The organism is Streptomyces sp. NBC_00388 (assembly GCF_036061255.1).
In the GTDB taxonomy this organism is placed as follows: Bacteria; Actinomycetota; Actinomycetes; order Streptomycetales; family Streptomycetaceae; genus Streptomyces.
On sequence record NZ_CP107948.1, the window covers coordinates 1406333 to 1430951 of the forward strand.

At 70.6% G+C, this 24619-nt stretch carries 24 protein-coding genes; 3 read left to right on the forward strand and 21 right to left on the reverse strand.

Going from position 1 to position 24619, the window contains the following annotated elements; genetic code table 11:
• Positions 1-14 precede the first annotated feature (14 nt).
• The 5 genes from OG917_RS06435 to OG917_RS06455 are packed head-to-tail and all read right to left on the reverse strand — an operon-like array spanning position 15 to position 5419.
• Positions 15-821 carry a DUF1295 domain-containing protein gene (locus OG917_RS06435; protein ID WP_328316562.1) on the reverse strand — a complete coding sequence of 269 codons (807 nt, stop codon included), beginning with the start codon at positions 819-821 and terminating at the stop codon, positions 15-17.
• A complete protein-coding gene (locus OG917_RS06440) occupies positions 818-2125 on the reverse strand; it encodes a cyclopropane-fatty-acyl-phospholipid synthase family protein (protein ID WP_328316563.1) in 1308 nt (435 codons plus the stop codon). Before OG917_RS06440 ends, OG917_RS06435 begins: the two co-directional genes overlap by 4 nt.
• Positions 2122-3432 (reverse strand): class I SAM-dependent methyltransferase, encoded by a 1311-nt coding sequence (locus OG917_RS06445; protein ID WP_443058913.1) that lies wholly within the window; start codon positions 3430-3432, stop codon positions 2122-2124. Before OG917_RS06445 ends, OG917_RS06440 begins: the two co-directional genes overlap by 4 nt.
• Positions 3429-4151: a DUF1365 domain-containing protein gene (locus tag OG917_RS06450; protein WP_328316565.1), complete on the reverse strand. Its 723-nt coding sequence runs from the start codon at positions 4149-4151 to the stop codon at positions 3429-3431. Before OG917_RS06450 ends, OG917_RS06445 begins: the two co-directional genes overlap by 4 nt.
• The gene (locus tag OG917_RS06455) at positions 4148-5419 is read right to left on the reverse strand and encodes an NAD(P)/FAD-dependent oxidoreductase (protein ID WP_328316566.1); all 1272 of its coding nucleotides are present in this window, start codon (positions 5417-5419) and stop codon (positions 4148-4150) included. Before OG917_RS06455 ends, OG917_RS06450 begins: the two co-directional genes overlap by 4 nt.
• A gap of 280 nt (positions 5420-5699) precedes the next feature.
• Here OG917_RS06455 and OG917_RS06460 point away from each other — a divergent pair, with 280 nt between their 5' ends.
• Positions 5700-6338, forward strand: coding sequence for a fasciclin domain-containing protein (locus OG917_RS06460; protein WP_328316567.1), 639 nt, complete (start codon positions 5700-5702; stop codon positions 6336-6338).
• Positions 6339-6453: 115 nt separating this feature from the next.
• Entirely contained in the window at positions 6454-7395 is a 942-nt protein-coding gene (locus OG917_RS06465; RefSeq protein ID WP_328316568.1) for an RluA family pseudouridine synthase, read from the forward strand.
• A 61-nt stretch (positions 7396-7456) separates the two neighbouring features.
• On the opposite strand, the gene OG917_RS06470 is transcribed toward OG917_RS06465, so the two are convergent.
• The 12 genes from OG917_RS06470 to OG917_RS06525 all read right to left on the reverse strand — a co-directional run bounded on the left by OG917_RS06470 (position 7457) and on the right by OG917_RS06525 (position 19580).
• Entirely contained in the window at positions 7457-10285 is a 2829-nt protein-coding gene (locus OG917_RS06470; protein WP_328316569.1) for a DEAD/DEAH box helicase, read from the reverse strand.
• Positions 10286-10343: 58 nt separating this feature from the next.
• Positions 10344-11279: a diacylglycerol kinase gene (locus OG917_RS06475; RefSeq protein ID WP_328316570.1), complete on the reverse strand. Its 936-nt coding sequence runs from the start codon at positions 11277-11279 to the stop codon at positions 10344-10346.
• Positions 11280-11297: 18 nt separating this feature from the next.
• A complete protein-coding gene (tatC, locus tag OG917_RS06480; protein ID WP_328316571.1) occupies positions 11298-12260 on the reverse strand; it encodes a twin-arginine translocase subunit TatC in 963 nt (320 codons plus the stop codon).
• A 61-nt stretch (positions 12261-12321) separates the two neighbouring features.
• A complete protein-coding gene (gene tatA / locus OG917_RS06485; protein WP_328316572.1) occupies positions 12322-12600 on the reverse strand; it encodes a Sec-independent protein translocase subunit TatA in 279 nt (92 codons plus the stop codon).
• Between the two features lie 210 nt (positions 12601-12810).
• Positions 12811-13008, reverse strand: coding sequence for a hypothetical protein (locus OG917_RS06490; RefSeq protein ID WP_164263922.1), 198 nt, complete (start codon positions 13006-13008; stop codon positions 12811-12813).
• Between the two features lie 9 nt (positions 13009-13017).
• Positions 13018-13263 (reverse strand): hypothetical protein, encoded by a 246-nt coding sequence (locus OG917_RS06495; protein WP_328316573.1) that lies wholly within the window; start codon positions 13261-13263, stop codon positions 13018-13020.
• Positions 13264-13285: 22 nt separating this feature from the next.
• Positions 13286-14242: a helix-turn-helix transcriptional regulator gene (locus OG917_RS06500; protein WP_328316574.1), complete on the reverse strand. Its 957-nt coding sequence runs from the start codon at positions 14240-14242 to the stop codon at positions 13286-13288.
• A gap of 7 nt (positions 14243-14249) precedes the next feature.
• Positions 14250-15206 (reverse strand): helix-turn-helix transcriptional regulator, encoded by a 957-nt coding sequence (locus OG917_RS06505; RefSeq protein ID WP_328316575.1) that lies wholly within the window; start codon positions 15204-15206, stop codon positions 14250-14252.
• 185 nt (positions 15207-15391) lie between these two features.
• On the reverse strand, positions 15392-15763 hold the full coding sequence (locus tag OG917_RS06510; protein WP_328316577.1) for an FKBP-type peptidyl-prolyl cis-trans isomerase: 372 nt from the start codon (positions 15761-15763) through the stop codon (positions 15392-15394).
• 42 nt (positions 15764-15805) lie between these two features.
• Positions 15806-16813, reverse strand: coding sequence for an FKBP-type peptidyl-prolyl cis-trans isomerase (locus tag OG917_RS06515; RefSeq protein WP_328316578.1), 1008 nt, complete (start codon positions 16811-16813; stop codon positions 15806-15808).
• A 136-nt stretch (positions 16814-16949) separates the two neighbouring features.
• Entirely contained in the window at positions 16950-18311 is a 1362-nt protein-coding gene (pafA, locus tag OG917_RS06520) for a Pup--protein ligase (protein WP_328316579.1), read from the reverse strand.
• Positions 18312-18320: 9 nt separating this feature from the next.
• Positions 18321-19580, reverse strand: coding sequence for an MFS transporter (locus tag OG917_RS06525; protein ID WP_328316580.1), 1260 nt, complete (start codon positions 19578-19580; stop codon positions 18321-18323).
• Between the two features lie 64 nt (positions 19581-19644).
• On the opposite strand from OG917_RS06525, the gene OG917_RS06530 reads away from it, so the two are divergent.
• Complete coding sequence (locus tag OG917_RS06530) at positions 19645-20739, forward strand: LacI family DNA-binding transcriptional regulator (protein ID WP_443058914.1); 1095 nt, start codon at positions 19645-19647, stop codon at positions 20737-20739.
• A 176-nt stretch (positions 20740-20915) separates the two neighbouring features.
• Here the strand turns inward: OG917_RS06530 and prcA are convergent, their stop codons facing one another.
• The 4 genes from prcA to dop form a co-directional block, all read right to left on the reverse strand.
• On the reverse strand, positions 20916-21662 hold the full coding sequence (gene prcA / locus OG917_RS06535; protein WP_328316582.1) for a proteasome subunit alpha: 747 nt from the start codon (positions 21660-21662) through the stop codon (positions 20916-20918).
• A 45-nt stretch (positions 21663-21707) separates the two neighbouring features.
• The gene (gene prcB / locus OG917_RS06540; protein WP_328316583.1) at positions 21708-22553 is read right to left on the reverse strand and encodes a proteasome subunit beta; all 846 of its coding nucleotides are present in this window, start codon (positions 22551-22553) and stop codon (positions 21708-21710) included.
• Positions 22554-22699: 146 nt separating this feature from the next.
• Positions 22700-22918, reverse strand: coding sequence for a ubiquitin-like protein Pup (locus OG917_RS06545; RefSeq protein WP_164263898.1), 219 nt, complete (start codon positions 22916-22918; stop codon positions 22700-22702).
• Between the two features lie 187 nt (positions 22919-23105).
• The gene (gene dop / locus OG917_RS06550; RefSeq protein ID WP_443058915.1) at positions 23106-24617 is read right to left on the reverse strand and encodes a depupylase/deamidase Dop; all 1512 of its coding nucleotides are present in this window, start codon (positions 24615-24617) and stop codon (positions 23106-23108) included.
• Positions 24618-24619 lie beyond the last annotated feature (2 nt).

Sequence of the window (24619 nt, forward strand, 5' to 3'; positions counted from 1 at the left end):
TACCCTCCGCCCCGTCAGCTCCGCTTCGGCGGCAGGGGAAAGAACCCGCTGGTCCGCGCGGTGTAGTCGGCGAAGCCCGGCCGGTCCGCCATGTGCCGCTCCAGCAGCCGCTTCCCGCTTCCGCCGATGAGCAGGAAACTCATCACGAGCGGGCTCACCACGGTGGCCGCGGCCACCACCGGATCGTCACAGACGAGCAGGAAGAGCCCCCACCAGACACAGAAGTCACCGAAGTAGTTCGGGTGCCTGGTCCAGGACCAGAGACCGCGGTCCATGATCCGCCCCCGGTGCGCCGGATCCGCCTTGAAGCGGGCCAGCTGGCGGTCGCCGACCCCTTCGAAGAGCAGCCCGGTCAGCCAGACCGCGCAGCCCGCGTACCCGGCGGGCCCGATCGCGCCCGGCAGGTACTGCGCTGCCTGGACCGGCAGGGAGACGAGCAGGACCAGGGCGCCCTGGAGCAGATAGACCTTGCGCAGCGCGTAGAGGTTCCGGTCGCCCGGGGCCTTGGCGAGCATCGCCTCGTACCGCGGGTCCTCGCCGTGGCCGCGCCCGCGAAGCGCGATGTGGATGCCGAGGCGCAGCCCCCAGACGACGGTCAGCGCGGTGACCACGAGCCGCCGCGCACCGTCGCCGCCCTCTCCCGCCGACACGGCGTACGAGACGACGGCGACCGCGGCGAACGCCGGCCCCCAGGCGATGTCGACGATCCGGTGCACCCCCCTGACCACCGCGACGGCGAAGGTCAGGAGCATGACGGCGAGCGCGGCGGCGGCCGCGGCGCCGGCCCCCACGCCGAACGCGCCCCACGGGTAGCCGCTCACCGGCCGGCGTCCCCGGCGTACCAGTCGCGCAGCGTGGCGGGCATCGCGCTGCCGCCGCCGGCGTCGGGCCGTACGGCGAGAATCTGGTCCACGCCCATCCGGCGCTCCTCGAACGCGAGCCGGCCGCCCACCAGATAGAGCCGCCAGACCCGGGCCGTCTCCTCGCCGACCAGCGCGCGGAATTCCTCCCAGCGCTCCTCCAGGGTCTGTTCCCAGGCGGCGACCGTACGGGTGTAGTGCTCGCGGAGCGACTCCACGGCCCGTACTTCGAGTCCCGCGCCCTCCAGGAGCGAGACCGTCTCCCCCAGCGGGCGCATGTGCATGTCGGGTGCGATGTACGCCTCGATGAAGGCGCCGCCGCCCGGGGCGACCGCGCCGCGGGACATCTGCTGGACCAGCGCCCGCCCCGCCGGGCGGAGCATCCCGTACAGCGTGGCGGTGAAGCCGGGGTACTGCGCGTCGCCGACGTGCTCGCCCATCTCGATGGTGGACACCGCGTCGTAGTCGCCGCCCGTGATGTCGCGGTAGTCCGAGTGCCGTACCTCGACCAGATCGGCCAGCCCGCGCTCCTCCACCTGCCGCCTGACGTACTCCGCCTGTTCGGCGGCGAGCGTGACCGCGGTGACCCTCGCCTTGTACTCCTGCGCCGCGTAAAGGGTCAGCGATCCCCAGCCGCAGCCGATGTCCAGCAGCCGGGCCCCGGGGGTCAGGGCGAGTTTGCGGCAGATCAGTTCCAGCTTGTCGCGCTGGGCGTCGGCCGCGCCGTACCCGGCCTCGTCGCTGGTCCAGTAGCCGCAGGAGTACGCCATCGTCTCGTCGAGCAGCAGGCGGTAGAAGTCGTTGGAGAGGTCGTAGTGGTGGCTGATCGCCGCCCGGTCGCGGGCCTTGCTGTGCAGGGCGCCGCCCAGCCTGGCCTGGGCGGCCGGCGGAGCGGGGCGCGGGCCCACCGCGCCGAGGCGCAGCGCGGTGCGCACCGCGCGGGCCCGGTCGGCGACGGTGAGCTGCGGGGGGCGCAGCCCGCGGGCCCTGACCGCGCCCCACACGGTGCGCAGACCGTCGGCGAGGTCGCCTTCTATGTCCAGTTCGCCGGTGACGTAGGCCTGGGCCAGGCCGAGTTCGCCGGGCTGCCAGACGAGCCGGCGCAGGGCACGGCGGGAGCGCAGGACCACGACGGGCGCGCCTTCGGGTCCGGCGGTGGAGCCGTCCCAGGCCCGCAGGCGCAGCGGAAGGCGTCCGCCGAGGAGCTGTTCGACGAGCGGGAACAGCTGCTGGGCGGCGCCGGTCCGGGTCTGAGGGCGCGTCATCGGTGGGTCTCCTCCTTGGAGAGCAGTACGTGCTGCACATCGAGATAGCCGGAGCGGAAGCCCGCTTCGGAGTAGGCGAGGTAGAAGGTCCACATCCGCCGGAAGGTCGCGTCGAAACCGAGTGCGCCGACGGCGCCCGCCTGCTCCTCGAACCGTTCGCGCCAGAGCCTGAGCGTCTCGGCGTAGTGCGGGCCGAATTCCTCGCGGCGCTGGACGCGCAGCGCCGTCCGCCCGGCGGTGATCTGCTCGATCGCCTCGGTCGAGGGCAGCAGACCGCCGGGGAAGATGTACTTCTGGATCCAGGTGAAGGTGTCCTTGCTGGCCAGCATCCGGTCGTGCGGCATGGTGATCGCCTGGAGCGCGACCCGGCCGCCGGGCGCCAGGAGCCGGTCCAGCGTCATGAAGTAGTCGGGCCAGAACTCGGCGCCGACCGCCTCGATCATCTCGACGCTCACGATGGCGTCGTAACTCCCCTCCACCCGGCGGTAGTCGAGGATCTCCACCGAGACGCTGTCCTCGTGCCCCGCGGCGCGGATGCGTTCGACGGCCAGGTCGCGCTGTTCCCGGGAGAGCGTCACGGTGCGCACCCGGGCGCCGCGTTCGGCGGCCCGGACGGCCAGCTCGCCCCAGCCGGTGCCGATTTCGAGCAGCCTGGTGCCGGGGCCGACCCCGGCCTCGTCGAGCAGCCGGTCGATCTTGCGGTGCTGGGCCGCGGCCAGCAGCGACCGGTCGGCGGGGAAGCCGCGGAAGAGCGCCGACGAGTACGAGAGCGTCTCGTCGAGGAAGAGCGCGAACAGTTCGTTGGAGAGGTCGTAGTGGTGGCTGATGTTCTCGCGCGAGCCCTCGGGGGTGTTGCGCTGGGCGTCCGGCTGCTTCCTGGCCCAGACGGTGCGCAGCCGCTGGAGCGGCGCGGGGATCAGCCGGGCGGCCCGTTCGGCCAGCACGGTGAGGACACCGACCAGGTCGGCGGCCGCCCACTCCCCCGCCATCCAGGACTCACCGAAGCCGATCAGACCGCCCGCGCCGATCCGGCGGAAGAACGCCTTCGGGTCGTGCACGTCGAGCAGCGGGCCGCCGAGACCGAGTGTCTCGGCGCCGGCGAGGCGCACCCGCAGCGGGAGCCCGGCGAGCGCCCTGCGGACGATACGTTCCGCGACGGCCGTACGCAGCCAGGACGCGTCAGGCAGCCGGGCGACGTCCGGCCAGCGCCCGGCGTCGACCGCGGTGCGGTGAAGCGCTGTTGAAGGGGGAGCGGACCCGGGGGATCCTGCCGGACCGGGAGACGCCGGGGAAACCGAAACACTCACTTCACGCCCTCCTGGGGCAGATGACGGGGGCGGGGCTGGACGGGCAGCCCGCGCAGACAGAGCCAGATTCCATGTACCCGGATCCCGAGGGAGACGGCCATGGTCGACCACGGATGGCGGAGCGCCGCCCGCAGCAGAACGGCCGGGGTGGCGGCCCGGCGTTCCCCCCGTACGGTCGCGGTGAACGGACGGGCGTCGCCGCGTTCGAGGTGCACCGCGAGGTTCAGCCGCTCGCCCGGTTCGGGAAGCCGCATCCGGTAGTCGCCGTCCACGGGGAAGAACGGCGATACGTAGAACTCCTTCGCCACCACGTCCCGGTCCGACGGGTCGGGGCGCAGCAGATAGCAGTGGCGCTCGCCGTAGGTGTTGTGGACCTCGGCGACGACACACAGTGGTTGCCCCCGCGCGTCGCGGCACCAGTAGACGGTCAGCGGATTGAAGACGTGGCCGAGGACCCGGGCGTGGGCGAGCATCAGCACGCTGCCGCCGCCGAGGTCCACACCGCGTGCGGCGAGGAACTTCTCCAGGCCGTCGCGGATGGCCGGGTCGCCCCCGCCGAAGTGGTCGCGGGCGTCGAACCGGGCGAGCGGGCGCAACAGGCGCGGCAGCCGCGGCGGCGCGCCGGGGTCGATCAGCCACATATAGGTGCGGTGGTGCATGATGTGCCGCTTCGGCGTGGTCCGCACATGCGTGATCGTGACCGGGTAGAGGGCGTTCACCACCTCACCCCCAGCGCCCGGGCCGCGACGGCGCCCGAACGGCAGCCGTCCTCGTGGAATCCAGAGCCGTGGTAGGCCCCCGCGTAGGCGGTGACCGGGCCGTTCAGTCCGGGCAGGCGGTGCTGGGCGGCCACCGACTCGACGCTGAGCACGGGGTGTTCGTACACCATGCGGTCGAGCACCCGGTCCCCGGCGACGCGGTCCGCGCCGTTGAGCGTGACGACGTAGGTCTCGGGCGCGTCGAGGCGCTGGAGGCGGTTCATGTCGTAACTGACCTGGACGCGGTCGGCCCCGGCGGAGCACTGCGGCATCAGGTAGTTCCAGGAGGCGCGGGCCCGCGGGCTGCGCGGCAGGATCGTGGTGTCCGTGTGCAGCACGGTGGGGTTGCGGGAGTAGCGGAAGGCGCCCAGGACGCTGCTCTCCTGCTCGGTCGGGTCGGCGAGCATGCGGAGCGCCTGGCCGGGGTGGACGGCGATGACGACCGAGTCGTACCGCTCGGCCGTCCCGTCGTCGGTGGTGATCTCGACACCGCCGGCGTCGCGCCGGACGCTGCGGACCGGGGTCGAGGTGTGCAGCGCGGTGAGTTCCTTGCCGACCCGGTCGACATAGGTGCGCGAACCGCCGGTCACGGTGCGCCAGGTCGGGGATCCGGTCACCGAGAGGAGACCGTGGTGGTCCAGGAAGCGGAAGAGCGGGCCGGCGGGGTGGCCGAGGGCGGTCACCGGGTCGCAGGACCAGACCGCCGAGACCAGTGGTGTCATGAAATGCGCGGTGAAGTACGGGGAGAAGCCGCCGCGGGCGAGGAACTCCCCCAGGGTCAGTGCCTCCGCCCCCGCTCCGGCCTCCAGCAGTTTCCGGGCCAGGCGGTGGAAGCGCGGCACTTCGGTGAGCATCCGCAGAAAGCGGCCGCGGAACGCGTTGCGCGGCTGGGCGAGGAGACCGGACAGGCCGCGTGCACCGGCGTATTCGAGGCCGCACCCCTCGCACCGCACGGACATGCTCATCTCCGACTCCTGGGTCTCCACGCCCAGTTCGGCGAAGAGCCGCAGCAGGTGCGGATAGGTGCGCTCGTTGTGGACGATGAACCCGGAGTCGACGGCATGCACCCGGCCGTCGGCCGACGGTATGTCGTGGGTGTGCGCGTGGCCGCCGAGCCGGTCGTCCGCCTCGTACAGCGATACGTCATGCGCGCGCTGCAGGACATGCGCGGCGGTCAGCCCCGCGACCCCGCTTCCCACCACTGCCGTCCGTCGCCTCTGGTCTGCCATGCCGCTCCCTCCGGTAAGTCATGTCGGGCGGGCACCGCCCCTCACCAGGCATTCGCAGCGGGGGTCCACCTGGATTGGTCTGTCACTCGATCGGGTGAGAGACCAATCCGGAACCGCACCAGGGCCGAATAGCCGACGTGAGTGCACTTCGGAGAGATGCGGCCGCACCGGGTTCCGGATGGAACACCCGCTGCGCGACGCGCTACGTAGCGGCGGCTCACTCCGCCTGCGCACCACCCTTTCGGACCTTCTGAACATCCCTTTCCACGAGGAGACCCTCATGCGCACCACCCGCTTCCCCCGCATCACGCTCGCCGTCGTCGGCGCGGTCGCCCTTCCCCTGGCGCTCTCCGCGTGCTCGTCCAGCGACAAGAAGGACGATTCGAAGGCGAACTCGGACAAGTCGTCCTCGGCGTCGGCGCCCAAGTCGAACGCGATGGACACCAGCAAGCCGTTCGGTCCGGGCTGTGCCACCGTCCCGAAGAACGGCGCGGGCAGCTTCAACGGCATGGCCAAGGACCCGGTCGCGACCGCCGCCTCGAACAACCCGGCGCTGTCCACCCTGGTGACGGCCGTCAAGAAGGCCGGCCTGGTCGACACCCTGAACAACGCCCAGAACGTCACCGTCTTCGCCCCGACCAACGACGCCTTCAACAAGATCCCGAAGGCTCAGCTGGACAAGGTCCTCAACGACAAGGCGATGCTCACGAAGATCCTCACCTACCACGTCGTCGGCAAGAAGCTCACGCCGAAGATGCTGGAGAACGGCAGCTACCCGACCCTGGAGAAGAGCAACCTCACCACCTCGGGCTCCGGCGTCTCGTACAAGGTCAACAACGCCTCGAACGTGGTCTGCGGGAATGTCCCGACGGCCAACGCCACGGTGTACATCGTCGACTCGGTGCTGATGCCGAAGTAGTCACATCGGAGCAGGTACGGGTACCTCTCCAAGCGTCCCACGGCGCGGGGCCGAGGCGGGCGCGAGCGGGACGGGTGTGTGCCCACGGGCCCGCCGCTCGTACTCTTGAGCCACCATGAGACGCAAGACCTCCCGGCTCCCGGGCCCCCTGCCCCAGCGTGAGGGCATCGACGCGGTGCGGCTGCGGCTTCCCGCCGACGGCGCGTGGGCCACCGTCAGGGACCACCTGGCCGAGCGGCTGCCGGTCGGCGCGGCCGGAGTGGACGCCATGCTGCGGGCGGGCGCGTTCGTGGGGGCGGACGGGCCGGTCCTGGCCGACACGCCCTATCTGCCCGGTTCCTCGGTCTGGTTCCACCGGGAGTTCCCCTACGAGGTGCCCGTACCCTTCGGTATCACCGTGCGTTACCGCGACGAGCACATCGTCGTCGCCGACAAACCGCACTTCCTCGCCACCACCCCGCGGGGCCGGCACATCACACAGACCGCGCTGGCCCTGCTCCGCAAGGATCTCGGCCTGCCCGCGCTCAGCCCGGCGCACCGGCTGGACCGGCTGACCGCGGGCCTTGTGCTGTTCTCCGTGCGGCCGGACGAGCGCGGCGCTTACCAGACGCTGTTCCGGGACCGGAAGGTGCACAAGGAGTACGAGGCCGTCGCCCCGTACCGCGCCGGCCTCGAACTGCCGCACGTCTCCCGCAGCCGCATCGAGAAGGTGCCGGGGATCGTCGCCGCTTTCGAGACGCCCGGCGAGCCGAACAGCGAGACGTGGATCGAGGCGGCCGGACGGAGCGGGGATCTCGCCCGCTACCGGCTCACGCCCGTCACCGGCCGCACGCACCAGCTGCGTGTCCACATGAACGCGCTGGGCGTCCCCCTGCTGGGCGATCCGTTCTTCCCGGTGGTCACCGACCCGCCCGCGGACGACTTCCGCAGGCCTCTGCAACTGCTGGCCCGGGTGCTGGAGTTCACCGATCCGGTCACCGGCACCGAGCACCGCTTCGAGAGCGGCCGCTCGCTGCGGGCCTGGACCGCGTACGACGAGTGGGCAGCGGGCCGCTGAGCGGCGTACGGCCCCGCCGGAGCGCTCCTGCTCCGGCGGGGCCGTACCGTGCCGGCCGCGCTCAGCCCACCGAGCTGTACGCCACCACGCCCCGGCGCACGGCGTCGACCGCCTTGCGGGCGTTGCGCGAGACCGTGCTGTTCTCACCGGGGGCCGCCGCCGCGATCTGGCCCAGGACGTCGATGACCTGCTTGCACCAGCGGACGAAGTCACCGGCGGGCATCTCGGCGTCGCGCAGCACCTCGTCGAGGCCCCGTCCGGACGCCCACTGGTAGGCCGCCCAGGCGAAGCCCAGATCGGGCTCGCGCTGGCCCACGCCCTCCGTCTGATTGATCTTGAAGTCCTCCTCCAGGGCGTCGAGCCTGCCCCAGGTCCTGACCATCTCGGCCAGCGCGGTCTTCGCCGCCCCCGCGGGGACCTTCGGCGTCACCGCGTCGTCGGACTGCCGCGCCTCGAAGACCAGCGCGGAGGCGCACGCGGCCAGTTCGGCGGGGTTGAGGCCTTCCCACACCCCGGCGCGCAGACACTCCGATGCCAGCAGGTCGAGCTCGCCGTAGAGCCGGGCCAGCCGCTTGCCGTGCACGGTCGCCTCGTCGCCCCTGAGGTAGTCCAGCTCGGTCAGCAGGGCGTAGATCCGGTCGAAGGTGCGGGCGATGGTGTTGGTCCTGCCCTCGATCCGGCGCTCAAGCTGCCGGGTGTCACGCTGCAGCCGGTGGTAGCGCTCGGCCCAGCGTGCGTGGTCCTCGCGCTCGTCGCAGCCGTGGCAGGGGTGTGCGCGCAGCTCGGTGCGCAGCCGGCCGATCTCCTGGTCGTCGGCGGCGGCGGCCCGCGGCTTGCGGTGCCGCTCGGGCACGATGTGCCCGGCCTTGGTCCGCAGCGCGGCTGCCAGATCACGCCTGGACTGCGGCGACTTCGCGTTGAACGACTTCGGGATCCGCATCCGGTCCAGTGCCTCCACGGGCACCGGGAAGTCCATCGAAGCGAGCCGCTTGACCTGGCGCTCGGCGGTGAGCACCAGGGGCCGCGGCCCGTCGTACGCCTCGAAGCCCCGGTGCCCGTTGGCCCGGCCGGCCGGCAGCCCCGGGTCCAGGACCAGCGCGAGCCCGGCGAACTTGCCGGTCGGCACATGGATCACGTCGCCCGGCCTGAGCTTCTCCAGAGCGTCGGCGGCGGAGGCCCGCCGCTGTACGGCGCCCTGCTTGGCCAGCTCCGTCTCACGGTCCTTGAGGTCGCGGCGCAGCCGGGCGTACTCCTCGAAATCCCCGAGGTGGCAGGTCATGCCCTCGCGGTAGCCGGCGATGCCCTCCTCGTTCTTCTGCACCTGCTTGGAGATCCCGACGACCGACTTGTCGGCCTGGAACTGCGCGAAGGACGTTTCGAGCAGCTCCCGCGACCGGTGCCGCCCGAACTGCTGCACCAGGTTGACGGCCATGTTGTACGAGGGCCGGAAGCTGGAGCGCAGCGGATAGGTGCGGGTACCGGCGAGTCCGGCAAGGGCGCCGGGGTCCATGGCGCGCTGCCAGAGCACCACCGCGTGGCCCTCGACGTCGATACCGCGCCGCCCGGCCCGGCCGGTCAGCTGGGTGTACTCACCGGGGGTGATGTCGGCGTGCTGTTCGCCGTTCCACTTGACGAGCTTCTCCAGGACCACCGAGCGGGCGGGCATGTTGATGCCGAGCGCCAGGGTCTCCGTGGCGAACACGGCCTTCACGAGCCCGCGGACGAACAGCTCCTCGACGACCTCCTTGAAGGTCGGCAGCATCCCGGCGTGGTGCGCGGCGATGCCCCGCTCCAGGCCTTCGAGCCACTCGTAGTACCCGAGGACGTGGAGGTCCTCGCGCGGGATCGCGGCGGTTCGCTCCTCGACGATCTCCCGGACCGTCTGACGTGCTTCATCCGGGTTGAGCCGCAGCCCCGCGTAGAGGCACTGCTGGACCGCGGCCTCGCAGCCGGCCCTGCTGAAGATGAAGGTGATGGCGGGCAGCAGCCCCTCGGCGTCGAGCCGGGCGATGACCTCGGCCCTGCTGGGGGTCCAGACACGGCTGCGGGAGCGGCGCTCGCGCTCGCGGTCGGCCTCGCGCACCATCTTGCCGCGGCGGCGGTCCCGCGGGTTGTACGTGCGCTGGTTCTCCTGCCGGGCCATCCGCAGGAGGTCCGGGTTGACCTCGCGTTTGGCGCCGCCCCGGCCGCCGTGGTCCGTCGACTCCTCGAAGAGGTCGTACATCCGGCGCCCCGCGAGCACGTGCTGCCACAGCGGGACCGGCCGGTGCTCGGAGACGATCACCTCGGTGTCGCCGCGGACGGTGTCCAGCCAGTCACCGAACTCCTCGGCGTTGGACACCGTGGCGGAGAGCGAAACGAGGGTCACCGAATCCGGCAGATGGATGATCACCTCTTCCCAGACGGCGCCGCGGAAGCGGTCGGAGAGGTAGTGCACCTCGTCCATCACCACATAGCCGAGGCCCAGCAGGGCCTGCGAGCTCGCGTACAGCATGTTGCGCAGGACCTCGGTGGTCATGACGACCACCGGGGCGTCCGCGTTCACGCTGTTGTCGCCGGTGAGCAGTCCGACCTTGTCCGCCCCGTACCGCTTGGCCAGGTCCGCGTACTTCTGGTTGGACAGGGCCTTGATGGGGGTGGTGTAGAAGCACTTGCGGCCCTGCTCCAGGGCGAGGTGCACGGCGAACTCGCCGACGATCGTCTTGCCCGAGCCGGTGGGCGCCGCGACGAGCACACCCTTCCCTGCCTCAAGGGCCCGGCACGCCTCGATCTGGAAGGGATCGAGATCGAAGTCGTACATGCCGCGGAAGGGAGCCAGCGAAGTGGCCTCTTCGACAGCGCGGATGCGGGCGGCTGCATAACGCTCAGCGGGCGAAAGGTCCTCGGTCATCTTGTCAACGAGCCTACCCGCCGCCTCCGACAGTCAGCGCGATCTTTATTTCAGCATTTCAACAGCCGATGACCCGGACCGCGCGCGGCACGCACTCCACAGCGAGCGGCAGCGCCCCCAGCGGCTCGCCGTCCGCGTACCCGGTGACCCCGGCGGCCTGCAGCTCGATCCTGCGTACCCGGTACGAGCTGACCGCGGGATGGCCGAGGTGGGTGCCCCGGTAGACCTTCGGGAAGACCCTGACCAGGGTGGTGCGGGAGCAGGCACCGACCACCGTGACGTCGAGAAGGCCGTCGTCCGGCTCAGCGCCCGCACAGATCCGCATGCCGCCGCCGTAGGACGGCCCGTTGCCGACGGCCACGAGCGTGGCCTCGATCTCGCGGACCGGACCGCCGTCGAGCGACAGCCGGTACGGAAGCGGCCGGAAGGTGGCCAGCTCGGCGATCATCGCCAGGTCGTACTTGAGCCGTCCGGATGGCCGGCGCATCCGGTTGCCGCGGTCGTTGACCCGCGAGTCGAATCCGGCGGCGAGCACGCTCCCGAACCAGCGCTCCCCCGGCCGGCCGGCCCCCGCGCCGTCCGGGCCGGCGCCGCCCGGGACGACCCGGCCGAGGTCGATCTCCCTGATGTCCCCGCCCTTGAGCGCCGCGGCCACCGAGCGGCCCGCGGCGGACGGGTCCCGTACCGGCAGCCCGAGCCCGCGGGCGAAGTCGTTGCCCGTGCCGACGGCCACCACCCCCAGCGGGGTGCGGGTGCCCGCGACGGCCTGGAGGGCGAGGCTGATCATTCCGTCCCCGCCGACGGCTATGAGTGCGCCGGTCCCGCCGCGCACGGCCTCACGTGCGCGGCGCAGGGCGTCGGGCGCGTCGCTGCCGAGCACGGTGCGCACGGAGAAGCCTGCGTCCCGCAACGCGGAAGCGGCCGGCTGCGCGGCGTGCGCGCCCCGGCCGCGTCCTGCGGTGGGATTGACGAAGAGGGTGATCTCGCTGGTCACCCGCCGGACCCTACAAGGTCAGGTGACGTCGTCGTAACTGCCGAGACCACTGGACCTGGAACCGTCCGCCTCACTGCCTGCCTGGCCCGGCACCCGCGTGGCGGGCACGGTCTCCACCTCGCCGACATCCTCGGGCGTGAGGTCGAGCTCGGACGCCTCGTCGTCCTCAGGACCCACCGCCGCACGCTGCGCCTTGCGGCGGTCGTTCAGCAGGGAGACGACGGTGGCGACCCCGTACAGCACCCAGATCGGCCCGGCCAGCGCCAGCATGGTCAGCGGGTCGGTGCTGGGCGTGGCGACCGCGGCGAAGACCGTGATCCCCATGATCATCCCGCGCCACCAGCCGGCCATCCGCTTGCCGGTGATGATCCCGACGAAGTTCAGCATGACGAGCAGCAGCGGCAGCTCGAAGGAGAGACCGAAGACGACCACCATCCGGGTGATCAGGTCGAGCAGGTCGTCGAGGGGCAGCTGGTTGTCGAGCCCCGCCGGGGAGAAGTCGAGCAGGACCTTCGCCATGGTGGGGAGCGTCTTGTACGCGAAGAAGCCGCCGGCCAGGAAGAGCGGGAAGCCCGCCGCCACGAAGCCGACGGTGTACTTGCGCTCGTGCTTGTGCAGACCGGGCGCGACGAAGGCCCACAGCTGGTAGAGCCAGATCGGCGAGGAGAGCACCACACCGGCCATGAGGGAGACCTTGAGGGCGAGCGTGAACGGCGTGAGCAGACCGTTCAGGACGATCCGTGCGCAGGTCCCGTCTTCCTTGTGCGAGAGTTCGGCGAAGCTCGAATGGCAGCCCACCGCGTGCAGCACCGGGTTGGTGAAGAATTCAATGATGTCTTTGTAGAAGAAGGCAGCGACGATCGTGACGATGACGATCCCCAGCAGCCCTTTCGCCAGCCGGTTGCGCAGCTCACGCAGGTGCTCCACGAGGGGCATGCGCCCGTCGGGATCCCTCTCCACTTTGCGGGCAGACACGAGCAACCCACGTCCTCATCTGTGCGGCGGGCGGCCGCTCACCGCGGTGCCCGCTCCGGCCCGGTTGTCAGCGCTTGGTCGAGTCCGAAGGCTCGGTCACGGGACGGGCGCTGGTCACGTCTCCCGGAGCGGCCTGGATGGTACGCGGGACGTCGGTCGTGTCGTGCGGCGGGTCGGCCGGGGCGGTCTGCTGACCGTCGGACTTCATCGCCTTGGCCTCGCTCTTGAGGATGCGGGCGGACTTGCCCAGCGAACGGGCCATGTCCGGAAGCTTCTTCGCACCGAACAGCAGGACGATGACGACGAGGATCAGGATGATCTCGGGGGCGCCGAGCCTTCCGAACATAAGCTGTACCTTCTCACCGAGGCGGCTGGGGTGGGACTGCCCGACCGATCGGACAGGAGTCCGATCGTCGTGCTGGCAGCGATCGTAACCCGCGGGAGTAAACGCAGGGCAATGCCCGTGCAGACTCCCGCTTGCGGCCCGCGCCTCGCTCCCGGGCCCGCGACCAGCAGCGTACCGCCCGAAACGGCCGGGCAGCAGAGCCCGGAGGCCCTATCGCAAACTTTCACCGCTCCGTGCGAGCCCGGTGGCCGCGCGTTCCAGCCCGTCAGCGGCCTGCCCGATCTGCTGTGTGGCGCGCGCCACTTGACTGCCGAGGCGCTGGGCCTCGACGAAAACCCGGATGGCGAGCACACCGAGCACGGCGATTCCGAGGAATCCCAGCACGATGGCGGTCATCGGCCAGAACATGTGACCACCCTAGACAGTGGAGTGGAGGCGCAGCGTCCGCACGCCCCCGCAGGAGAGAAGCTCGACAATCCGCTCACCAGCCGGTTTGCGTACGGACGAGCCGCATTCGGGGCAGGTGAACGAGTAGAAGGTGGTACGCCGGCTGGCGCCGATCGCCAGCCGCAGCGCACTCGCGGTCAGCTCGAAGCGGCCGCGGCAGTCGGGGCAGGCGGCCCGGAAGACGATCGGGCCGACTTGTGCCGAGAATTCAGACATAACCGGCATTCTCCCCAACTCTCTACTCCTGCCCGTCATAGGCCGCGAGCGCCTCGCGGGCCGCGAGCTGTGCGCTGGCCGCCAGATCGTGCGGCGAGACGATGCGCCCGTCCCGGCCGAGCCGCAGGGCGAGCCTGCGCAGCGAGGCGGGGTCGGGGGTGCGCAGGGTGATGCGCAGCCCGCCGTCGGCGAGCTCGTCCGCGCTGTCGTGGGGGTAGTACTCGGCGACCCAGCGCCCGCCGGGGCCGACCTCGACCACGACCTCGGGGTCCTCGGCCGCGGGCTGCACGAGCCCCTCCGACAGGTCCCGCAGTTCGAGCTCGGGGGGCGAGGAGGCCTCGTCGAGCAGCCGGATCCCGGCGACCCGGTCCAGCCGGAAGGTGCGCCGTGCCTCGGAGAGGTAGCACCAGCCTTCCATGTACGTATGACCGACGGCGAAGAGCCTGATCGGGTCGACCTCGCGCTCGGTGAGCTCATCGCGGGCCGGCGAGTAGTACCGCAGCCAGAGCCTGCGCCGCTCCGAGATGGCGCGGTCGACGTCGGCGAAGACACCGCCCTCCGACTCGAAGGTCACCGAGAGCCGGGAGCTGGCGCCCGCCGCGTCCCCGGCCGCGCCCTCCAGCTTGGCGGTGGCCCGCAGCAGCGCCTTCCGGTCGCCCTCGCGGAGCCCCGGCAGCGTCGCCACCGCGCGGGCCGCGACCAGCAGGGCCGTGGCCTCGTCGGCCGCGAGACGCAGCGGCGCGGCCACGTCGTCGGCGTTGTGCCACCAGATGGACTCGCCGTCGGTGTCGATGTCGAGCAGATCGCCGCCGCGGAAGCTCGTCCCGCACATGGGCAGCACGTCCAGGTCCGAGATCAGCTCGTCCTCGGTGATGCCGAAGGCGCGCGCGACATCACCGACGCGTGCCCCGGGGCGCTCGCGCAGATAGGTCACCAGGGAGAGCATCCGGCGGGTCTGGTCGATCGCGTTCGTAGCCACGTGTCCCTCAGTCCTTGGCCACGGCGCGCAGCCGGTCCACCACGTCGGCCCGCAGATCCGCGGGCTCCAGCACGATCACGTCGGGGCCGAACTCCACCAGCCAGGCGTCCAGTCCGTGCCCGTACGGAATCTCCAACTCGTCCCACCCGTCGCCGAGTTCCCGGACGGCGGTCGCACGGGAGCGCAGCGGGTATCCGGCGCCCGGGCGCAGCCGGATCCGCGCGCTGCGGGTCGCGGTCTCGCCCGCCCAGGTCTCCACGGTCTCGCGCACGGTCACCACGTCCGGCACCCCGGCGGTGAACACACCAGGCCTGGAACGGACCTTGCCGGTGATACGGGAGAGCCGGAACACCCGCTCGGCGCCTCGCTCCCGGTCCCACCCGGCGAGGTACCAGTGGCCGCGCCAGCACTCCAGCGTCCAGGGCTCGACCTGACGGGCCTCCGGGCGGGCGGCGTTGGCCTTGCGGTAGTCGAAGGCGACCGGCCGGCGGTCGCGGCAGGCCAGCATCAGCGGTTCGAAGGCGGCCTCGTGCACCGGGATCCGCGGTTCCAGGGCGCCGTGCTGCACGGCGTACGGATCTTCGGCCTCGGGCATGCCGGCGGCCCGCAGTTTCTGCAGCGCGCCGCTGGCCGCGCCGGCCAGCCGGGCCTGCTGCCAGACCTTGGCGGCAAGCCCGAGCGCGGCTGCTTCCTCGGCGTCGAGGGCGACCGGGGGAAGCCTGTTGCTGTCACGGCGGGCCAGATATCCGGCGTCCCCGTCCAGGCTCTCCACCGTCTCGATGACCAGACCGAGTTCGCGCAGATCGTCCTTGTCCCGCTCGAACATCCGGTTGAAGGATTCGTCGGATCCGGCTTCCAGATACGCCTCGATGGACCCCCGCAGTTCACGCTTGCTGAGGGGTCGCCTGGTTCCGAGCAGGCACAGCGCCAGATTCATGAGCCGCTCGGCCTTGGCGATCGCCATCGACGCCCTCTCTGGGGTCCGGGAGTGTCCGCCGGGGGGCGGCCCCCGGGAAGAACGCAGTGCAGAAGTACGAAGGAACGCAGCAGTACGCTCCACGATCGCCGACCGTACCGCTCCGCGGTGTCCGGTCAAAAGCCGAGGGTCCACGCCCGCAGGCGTGGACCCTCGGAAACGATCAGTTCCGGTCAGACAGCGACCAGGTCGCAGACGAAGATCAGCGTCTCGCCGGGCTTGATGCGGCCACCGGCGCCACGGTCGCCGTAGGCGAGGTGCGCGGGGATGGTCAGCTGGCGGCGGCCGCCGACCTTCATGCCCTGGACGCCCTGGTCCCAGCCGGAGATGACCTGGCCGGCACCGAGCTGGAACTCCAGCGGGGTGCCGCGGTTCCAGCTCGCGTCGAACTCCTCGCCGGTGGAGAAGGCCACGCCCACGTAGTGGACCTTGACCCGGTCTCCGGCCTTGGCGACGGCGCCGTCGCCCTCCGTGATGTCCTTGATCTCCAGGTCGGCCGGCGGCTCGCCACCCGGGAAGTCGATCTCGGGCTTCTCGATGCTCACGTAATTGCTCCTACTTCTTGGTACTGGGCAACCAGGACAGTCTTACACTGCCGCCAGAATGTCGACGACGAAGACCAGCGTGGACTTGGCCGGCAGGGTCGCGCCCTGGGCCTTGTCGCCGTACGCCAGCTCCGGCGGGATCACCAGCATGACCCGGCTGCCCACCTTCTTGCCGACGATCCCCTGGTCCCAGCCCTTGATGACCGCGCCCTCGCCGATGGCCGTCTGGAACGGCGTGCCGGTCTTCCAGGACGAGTCGAACAGGGTCGCGGACGCCTTGCCCTCATTGGGCTTCCAGGCAGCACCGCTGTACTGCATGTAGACGGTCTGGCCCTTCTTCACCGTCGCGCCCTTGCCCTGGATCAGCTCCTTGTCGACCAGCTTCTTCGGCGGGTCGCTCTTCGGCACGGAGATGGTGGCGGGTGCTTCCTTGTCCGCCTTGATCTGGGGCAGGTCGGACGAGGTGGGGGCCTGGGTGCCCTCGACCTTCTTCGGGATGATCTTCTTGATGTCCAGCGCGAAGATCAGGGTGTCCTTGCCGGTGACCCCGAGCTGCTGCTGGCCCTGGCTGCCGAAGGCCGCGTTGGGCGGAGCGACGACCAGGACACGGCTGCCGAGCTTCTTGCCGGTGACGGCGTCGGCGAAGGCCGGGATGATCGTCTTCGAACCGGCGGTGATGAGCTGCGGGGCACCGCCCTTGTCGAACGAACTGCCGATGTCCTTGCCGCTCTTCCAGACCTTGCCGGTGAAGTCGGCCATCACCAGGTCGTTCTTCTTGACCACGGCCCCACTGCCCTCGGAGAGGGTGTGGATGACGAACTTGCCGCTCGGGTCCTTCTTCGGGACCGTGATGGTCGCCTTCTTGCCCGCGCTGCCGGAGACCGTGGGCAGCGGGGACGCCGAGTCGACAGGCTTGGGCACGGCCGTCGAGGCGGCGGCCTTGTCGGGCGAAGACGAGGCCGAGTCGTCCTTCTTCTTGGAGTCCTCACCTCCGCAGGCGGTCAGCACCAGGGCCGGCACGATGAGCAAGGCAGCAAAACGGCGTCGCACAGTGGTCCTCGGGGGTAGTGGGGGTGTCAGTGGCCGCCACTCTACGACTCCTCGTCCCCCATGTGGGCGCACGGCATGCGCGAGGGCCCCGCACACTCCGGTGTGCGGGGCCCTCGCAGGCCGGGGTGAGGGCGGCTCACATCCCGGCGATCAGCTTCTCCACCCGGTCGTCGACCGACCGGAAGGGGTCCTTGCAGAGCACGGTGCGCTGTGCCTGGTCGTTGAGCTTGAGATGGACCCAGTCGACGGTGAAGTCCCGGCGCTGCTCCTGGGCCCGGCGGATGAAGTCGCCGCGCAGCCGCGCCCTGGTGGTCTGCGGGGGCACCGACTTGCCCTCGAAGATCTTCAGGTCCTCGCAGATGCGCGCGGCCTGTCCGCGCTTCTCCAGCAGGTAGTAGAGCCCGCGCCGCCGGTGGATGTCGTGGTAGGCGAGGTCTATCTGGGCGACCCGGGGGTTCGACATGGTCATGTTGTGCTTCTCCCGGTACCGCTCGATGAGCTTGTACTTCATCACCCAGTCGATCTCGGTGCCGATCCTGTCGAGGTCCTCCTCCTCGATCGCGTCGAGCGTGCGCCCCCAGAGCTCCAGGACCTGCGCGACCTGGCCCGTGCGGATGCCGCGGCGGTCCACGAAGTCCACGGCCTTGTCGTAGTACTCGCGCTGGACTTCGAGGGCCGAGGCCTCCCGCCCGCTGGCGAGCCGAACTTTGCGCTGCCCGGTGGTGTCGTGGCTGACCTCGCGGATGGCCCTGATCGGGTTCTCCAGGGTCAGGTCACGCATCACCGTGCCCGCCTCGATCATGCGCAGGACGAGGTCGGTCGCACCGACCTTCAGCAGCATGGTCGTCTCGGACATGTTCGAGTCACCGACGATGACGTGCAGCCTGCGGTAGCGCTCGGCGTCCGCGTGGGGCTCGTCGCGGGTGTTGATGATGGGACGGGAGCGGGTGGTCGCGGAACTGACGCCCTCCCAGATGTGCTCCGCCCGCTGGCTGACGCAGAAAACCGCTCCGCGCGGGGTCTGCAGCACCTTTCCGGCACCGCAGATCAATTGGCGGGTGACGAGGAAGGGGATGAGAATGTCCGCAAGCCGGGAGAACTCTCCGTGGCGGGCGACGAGATAGTTCTCGTGGCAGCCGTAGGAGTTTCCCGCCGAGTCGGTGTTGTTCTTGAAGAGATAGACGTCGCCCGCGATTCCCTCCTCGTGCAGGCGGCGTTCGGCGTCGACGAGCAGGCCTTCGAGAATGCGCTCGCCGGCCTTGTCGTGCGTGACCAGTTCAGCCACGTTGTCGCACTCGGGTGTTGCGTATTCCGGATGCGATCCCACGTCGAGGTAGAGGCGGGCGCCGTTCCGCAGAAAGACATTGCTGCTGCGGCCCCATGACACAACACGGCGGAAGAGGTAGCGCGCCACTTCGTCAGGTGACAGTCGGCGCTGTCCCCTGAATGTGCACGTGACGCCGTACTCGTTCTCCAGCCCGAAAATGCGGCGGTCCATGACTGAACATTACGCCTGATGGCCTGTCCTGAAACCGGGTTCGACGGCCCCGTTCCGATCATTTTCAGAACCGGCCACGACGGAGCCGGGACCGCCGGGAGCTGCGAGGACCCGCTGAGTGGCCATCAGGACGAGGAGCGCGGCGATCCCCCCGCCTCCCGCGGCGGCGAACCCGGCGGCCACTCCGCCCGTCTCGACGGCCGGTCCGGCGACGGCGGTGCCCAGTGCGGCGCCGACCCCGAAGGTGGTCACCAGCCAGGAGAACGCCTCGGTGACCGTGCCCCGCGGGGCGTGCCGGTCGACGACGATGAAGGCGCAGGCGATGGCGGGAGCGAGGAAGACGCCGGCCACCGTCATCAGGACGGCCATGGCCGTCACCCCGGGCACCAGCATCAGCGGCAGGTAGCAGAGCGCCAGTGCGGCGACGATGACACGCAGCCGCCGCTCGGCGCTCCCCGGCCACTGCCGGGCGCCGTACAGGAGCCCGCCCGCGAGGGCGCCGAGGCCGATGGCCGCCATCAGCACGCCGTACGACCCGTCGCCGCCGTGCCCGTCGGCGTAGGCGACCGCCGCCACCGTGATCGAGCCGAGTGCCAGGCCGACGAAGAAGAAGGCACCGAGCAGCGCGAGCAGTCCGGGCGAGCGGAGTGCGCCCAGCCAGTGGGCCTCGCGGGGTGCGGAGCGCCAGCTGCGCGAGGGCGCGGAGACGACCACGGAGAGGGCGCCGAGCACGCCGAGGGCGTTGACGGCCACCAGTGCGGTGGCCTCCGACCACAGCGAGACCGCCAGGGTGATCAGCAGCGGGCCGACGGTGAACATCACCTCCTGGGCCACGGCGTCCATCGCGTACGCGGCGTGCACGCGGTCCTCGCGCTTCAGGACACTGGGCCACAGGGCGCGCAGCCCGCCCTCCAGGGGCGGAGTGAAGAGACCCGCGATCAGCATCGCCGTGACGGCGAGCGGGAGCGGATCCGTGCCCGCGACGGCGAAGAGCACCATGCCGAGCGCGGACACCACGGCCGACGGCAGCATCACCCGGGGCTGCCCGCACAGGTCGACGGCGCGGCCGAGCAGCGGCTGTCCCACCGCGGTGGCCAGACCGTAGACGGCGGAGAGGGCCCCTGCCAGCGAGTAGCTGCCGCCGTGGCCGCGGACGAAGAGCACGACGGCGATGGCCGCTGTCGCGTTCGGCAGCCGGCCGACGAGGGTGCCGGTGAGCAGCCGCGTCACATGCCTGGTACCGAGGAGTTCCGCGTATCCCGCGGCCATGTCCGCCCCTTGTCTCCCGGTCCCGACCGGAGTGTTACGTATAACGTGTCTGGTCATACGTACCATGTGCGCAGACCGTGAGTCCAGATGGCCGCGGTCGGGAACAGGCCGGACGGAGGCCCGAGTGGACGCCCGAGCGACGAGCCCGGAACCAGTGGTACCGGCCCGCCCCACCAGCCGTGATGTGGCCCGCGCCGCAGGCGTCTCGCAGGCCACCGTCTCGCTGGTGCTCGGCGACAAGTGGCGCGGAAGGGTCTCGGAGCGGACGGCCGGACTGGTCCGCGACGCGGCGCAGCGCCTCGGCTACCGGCCGAATCTCGCCGCCCGCGGGCTGCGGCTCGGCCGGACGAAGACCGTGCTGCTGGTCGTCCCGGCGCTCACCACCGAGTTCTTCGCCCGCGTCTACACGGGCGCGGCGGCGATGGCGGCCGAGCATGATTTCGGGGTGGTGCTCTACCCCTCCCCCGAGGGCGTGGGCCCCGCCCGCGACCCCTTCGGATCGGCGCAGACCGCGCTGGACGGAGTGATCGCCTCATCGATGGCCGTCGGGGCGCTCGCCGCGATCCAGAAGTCGGGCCTGCCGCTGGTCATGCTGGACAGCGATCCGGACCAGTCGGGTGCGGCGGCCCATGTGAACCTGGACATCGCGGACGGCATGCGCCAGGTGACGGACCATCTGCTCGCGCTCGGCCACCGCAGTTTCGTCCACCTGGCACCGGCGGTCGAATCCTGGACCTTCGACGTCCGGGCCGCGGCGCTGCGGTCCGCCCTGCGCGGCGCGGAGGTCCGCACCGTCACCGCGCCGCTGGCGGTCGACGCCGCGCGGCAGGCGGTGGAGGACGCACTCACCGTCCGGGGCCCCCGGCCCACCGCGGTCATCTGTGACGACGACATCCTGGCCGCGGGTGCCTGCAAGGCCGCGCGGCGGCTGGGGCTGCGGGTGCCCGAGGACCTCTCCGTCACCGGTTTCGACGATCTGGCGCTGGCGACCGCGATCGAGCCCGAGCTGACGACCGTGGCCCTGCCTGCCGAGCAGATCGGGCAGCGGGGCATGGCAGCGCTGCTCGCCGTGCTCGCCGGCCGCCGCCCAGAGGGCGGGGACCTGCCGGTGCACCTCCTCGTACGCGGCTCGACGGCCGCGCCGCCCGCGCCGGGCTGACCGCCGGAGCCGGGGACGGGGGCGGGGCGGGGGCGGGGGCGGGGCGGGGGCGGGACCGTACCGGTGGCCGCCCCTTCACCGCCCGTGTGCGCCCGGAGCTCCTGCCGGACGCGGACTGCGCGTGCCCCGGACCGCACAAGGCGGGCCGGGGCACGGAGAGAGCCGGGTGCGGCCCCTTACTCGTCCTCGTCCGACGGGGCGTCCGTCGCGGCGGACGCGGCGTCGTCCGCGTCGAGCAGCCTGGCCAGCTGACGGCCGACGATGCGCTTGAACTTGCGCTGCTGCGGCCGTGTCCGGTCCAGCACCGCCACTTCGAGTCGCTCGGCGGGGATCTCCCGTTCGCCGCCGTTGGTTTCGCGGGACAGCGCCTGCACGGCCAGCTTCAGTGCCTCGGCGAGCGTCATGCCCTCGCGGTGCTGCTGATCCAGGAAGGTGCTGATCGTCTCCGCGTTCCCCCCGACCGCGACCGAACCGTGCTCATCCACGATCGATCCGTCGTGCGGCAGCCGGTAGATCTGGTCGCCGTCGGGCTCGGACCCGACCTCGGCGACGACCAGCTCCACCTCGTACGGCTTCTCGGCCGCACTGGAGAAGATCGTGCCCAGCGTCTGCGCGTAGACGTTCGCCAGCCCACGGGCCGTCACATCGTCGCGGTCGTAGGTGTAGCCCCGCAGATCCGCGTAGCGCACACCCCCGATCCGCAGATTCTCGTACTCGTTGTACTTGCCGGCGGCGGCGAAGCCGATCCGGTCGTAGATCTCGCTGAACTTGTGGAGGGCACGGGACGGGTTCTCGCCGACGAAGACAATGCCGTCGGCGAACTGCAGCACGACCAGGCTGCGACCACGGGCGATGCCCTTCCGGGCGTATTCCGCCCGGTCGGCCATGGCCTGCTGAGGTGAGACATAGAACGGCGTCGACACCGGCTATCCGTCCCTTTCTGTCAGTGACGAGTGCATCGGAAGGCCTCAGAGGAGCTCGGCCCGCGGGCCATCGGGCTGTTCGAGGCGTCGCGCCAGGATCGAACGGGCGAGCTCCGAACCCTCTTCCTCGGTCAGTTTGCGGCAGCCCTCGTCCGTGATGACCGCGACGATCGGATAGATCCGGCGGGCCACGTCGGGACCTCCGGTCGCCGAGTCGTCGTCGGCAGCGTCGTACAGCGCCTGCACGACCAGGGTGGTGGCCTGCTGCTCCGTCAGGTTCTCGCGGTACAGCTTCTTCATGGAGCCGCGCGCGTAGACCGAGCCGGAGCCCGTGGCGGCGTATCCGCGCTCCTCCGAGCGGCCGCCCGTGACGTCGTAGGAGAAGATGCGCCCCTTCTCCCGGTCGACGTCGTATCCGGCGAAGAGCGGGACCACGGCGAGCCCCTGCATGGCCATGGAGAGGTTCCCGCGGATCATCGTGGAGAGCCGGTTGGCCTTGCCCTCCAGGGAGAGGGTGGCACCCTCGACCTTCTCGAAGTGCTCCAGTTCGAGCTGGAAGAGCTTCACCATCTCGACGGCGAGACCGGCGGCGCCCGCGATGCCGACCGCCGAGTACTCATCGGCAGGGAAGACCTTTTCGATGTCGCGCTGCGCGATCACGTTCCCCATGGTCGCGCGCCGGTCGCCGGCGAGGACGACCCCGCCGGGAAAGGTCGCGGCGACGATGGTCGTCCCGTGCGGTGCCTCGACCGGTCCCTGGGTGGGCGGCAACGGCCGCCTGCCCGGCAGGATTTCCGGCGAGTGGTCGGACAGGAAGTCCATGAACGAGGAGGATCCCGGCGTCAGGAAAGCGGCCGGCAGACGCCCGGTGCTACGAGGGTTGGCTTCCACGCGTTTCCTTCCGGATGGGCGGCGGCCCGCCTTCTGAGGCCGGGCCGATCTTGCGGACTGTGAACGGACCTTACCCGTGCCCGCGCCGGTCATCCGTCGCGGTGCGGTCGGCTTCCGCCGGCCGCACCGGACACGGACGACAGGGGCTACTCGCCACCCTTTTGCACGAACGACCGAACGAAGTCCTCGGCGTTCTCCTCAAGGACGTCGTCGATCTCGTCCAGAACGGAGTCGACGTCGTCCGAGAGCTTCTCCTGGCGCTCCTTGAGGTCCTCGGAACCCTGCGCCTCAGGCGCCTGCTCCTCGGTCTCCTCGGTGGAACGCGTCGCCTTCTGCTGCCCGCCGCCGGTGTCCTTGGTCGCCATCTACCTCACCCCGCTCGGTTCGATGTTGTTGAAATTGAAACGGTCACCATCGGACCGGATCCGACCGACCCGATGAGAAGCATGATCGGAACCGCTTGATCAGACACTACAAGCGAGGTCCGACATTGGCCCCGCACTTTCCTCAACGTCCGGGACCTACTCCGATGATTCCCACAAGCGGGGCTTTTCAGCCTCCCTGCAGCACCCGTACCAGGTCCTCCGCCGTCCGGCACCGGTCGAGCAGCTCCTTGACGTGAGTGCGGGTCCCGCGCAGCGGCTCCAGCGTGGGCACCCGCTGCAGCGAGTCACGGCCCGGCAGATCGAAGATCACGGAGTCCCAGGAGGCCGCGGCGACATCGTCCGCGTACTGTTCGAGACAGCGGCCCCGGAAGTAGGCCCTGGTGTCCTCGGGCGGGTTCGAGACGGCCCGGACGACGGCGGGCTCGTCCAGCAGCCGCTTCATCCTCCCGCGGGCCACCAGGCGGTTGTACAGGCCCTTCTCCGGCCGTACGTCCGCGTACTGCAGGTCCACCAGATGGAGCCTGGCCGCGTCCCAGCCGACGCTGTCCCTGCGGCGGTATCCCTCCAGGATTTCCTTCTTGGTGATCCAGTCGAGCTCCCCCGACAGACTCATCGGGTCGGTCTCCAGTCGGTTCAGCACGTCCTCCCAGCGGCCGAGGACATCCCTGGTCTGCTCGTCGGCGTCCGCTCCGTACCGCTCCTCGACGTACTTGCGGGCCAGCTCGAAGTACTCCATCTGGAGCTGCACGGCCGTCAGCGTGCGACCGCTGCGCAGGGTGATCAGCTGCTGCAGGCCGGGGTCGTGCGAGACCTGGTGGAGGGTGCGCACCGGCTGGTCGACGGCGAGGTCCACATTGATGAACCCGTCCTCGATCATCGCCAGCACCAGGGAGGTGGTGCCCAGCTTGAGGTAGGTCGAGATCTCCGAGAGGTTCGCGTCGCCGATGATCACATGGAGGCGGCGGTACTTCTCGGCGTCCGAGTGCGGTTCGTCGCGGGTGTTGATGATCGGCCGCTTGAGCGTCGTCTCCAGGCCGACCTCGACCTCGAAATAGTCCGCGCGCTGGCTGATCTGGAAGCCGTGCTCGTGGCCGTCCTGGCCGATCCCGACGCGGCCGGCCCCGGTGACCACCTGCCGGGAGACGAAGAAGGGCGTCAGATGGCGCACGATGTCCGAGAAGGGGGTCTCCCGCTTCATCAGGTAGTTCTCGTGCGTCCCGTACGACGCGCCCTTGTTGTCGGTGTTGTTCTTGTACAGGTGGATCGGCTGCGCGCCGGGGATCTGGCCCGCACGCTCGGCCGCCTCCGCCATGATCCGCTCGCCCGCCTTGTCCCAGAGCACGGCGTCCCGCGGATTGGTGATCTCGGGAGAGCTGTACTCCGGATGGGCGTGGTCGACGTAGAGGCGCGCCCCGTTGGTCAGGATCACATTGGCCAGGCCGATGTCCTCGTCGGTCAGCTGGCTGGTGTCAGCGGTCTCCCGGGCGAGGTCGAAGCCTCGCGCGTCCCGCAGCGGATTCTCCTCCTCGAAGTCCCAGCGGGCGCGCCGCGCCCGGTGCATCGCCGCCGCATAGGCATTGACGATCTGGGACGAGGTGAGCATGGCATTGGCGTTCGGGTGGCCCGGGACGGAAATGCCGTACTCCGTCTCGATGCCCATTACCCGCCGTACGGTCATGC

What these genes read in the sequence shown, in the direction of transcription:
- OG917_RS06490 (WP_164263922.1), bottom strand. Translation starts at nt 13,008, where the DNA reads ATGTTCTGGCCGATGACCGCCATCGTGCTGGGATTCCTCGGAATCGCC.
- OG917_RS06495 (WP_328316573.1), bottom strand. Translation starts at nt 13,263, where the DNA reads ATGTCTGAATTCTCGGCACAAGTCGGCCCGATCGTCTTCCGGGCCGCC.
- OG917_RS06465 (WP_328316568.1), top strand. Translation starts at nt 6,454, where the DNA reads ATGAGACGCAAGACCTCCCGGCTCCCGGGCCCCCTGCCCCAGCGTGAG.
- OG917_RS06440 (WP_328316563.1), bottom strand. Translation starts at nt 2,125, where the DNA reads ATGACGCGCCCTCAGACCCGGACCGGCGCCGCCCAGCAGCTGTTCCCG.
- tatA (WP_328316572.1), bottom strand. Translation starts at nt 12,600, where the DNA reads ATGTTCGGAAGGCTCGGCGCCCCCGAGATCATCCTGATCCTCGTCGTC.
- OG917_RS06525 (WP_328316580.1), bottom strand. Translation starts at nt 19,580, where the DNA reads ATGGCCGCGGGATACGCGGAACTCCTCGGTACCAGGCATGTGACGCGG.
- OG917_RS06545 (WP_164263898.1), bottom strand. Translation starts at nt 22,918, where the DNA reads ATGGCGACCAAGGACACCGGCGGCGGGCAGCAGAAGGCGACGCGTTCC.
- OG917_RS06530 (WP_443058914.1), top strand. Translation starts at nt 19,645, where the DNA reads ATGTGCGCAGACCGTGAGTCCAGATGGCCGCGGTCGGGAACAGGCCGG.
- dop (WP_443058915.1), bottom strand. Translation starts at nt 24,617, where the DNA reads ATGACCGTACGGCGGGTAATGGGCATCGAGACGGAGTACGGCATTTCC.
- pafA (WP_328316579.1), bottom strand. Translation starts at nt 18,311, where the DNA reads ATGGACCGCCGCATTTTCGGGCTGGAGAACGAGTACGGCGTCACGTGC.
- OG917_RS06505 (WP_328316575.1), bottom strand. Translation starts at nt 15,206, where the DNA reads ATGGCGATCGCCAAGGCCGAGCGGCTCATGAATCTGGCGCTGTGCCTG.
- OG917_RS06470 (WP_328316569.1), bottom strand. Translation starts at nt 10,285, where the DNA reads ATGACCGAGGACCTTTCGCCCGCTGAGCGTTATGCAGCCGCCCGCATC.
- OG917_RS06455 (WP_328316566.1), bottom strand. Translation starts at nt 5,419, where the DNA reads ATGGCAGACCAGAGGCGACGGACGGCAGTGGTGGGAAGCGGGGTCGCG.
- OG917_RS06460 (WP_328316567.1), top strand. Translation starts at nt 5,700, where the DNA reads ATGCGCACCACCCGCTTCCCCCGCATCACGCTCGCCGTCGTCGGCGCG.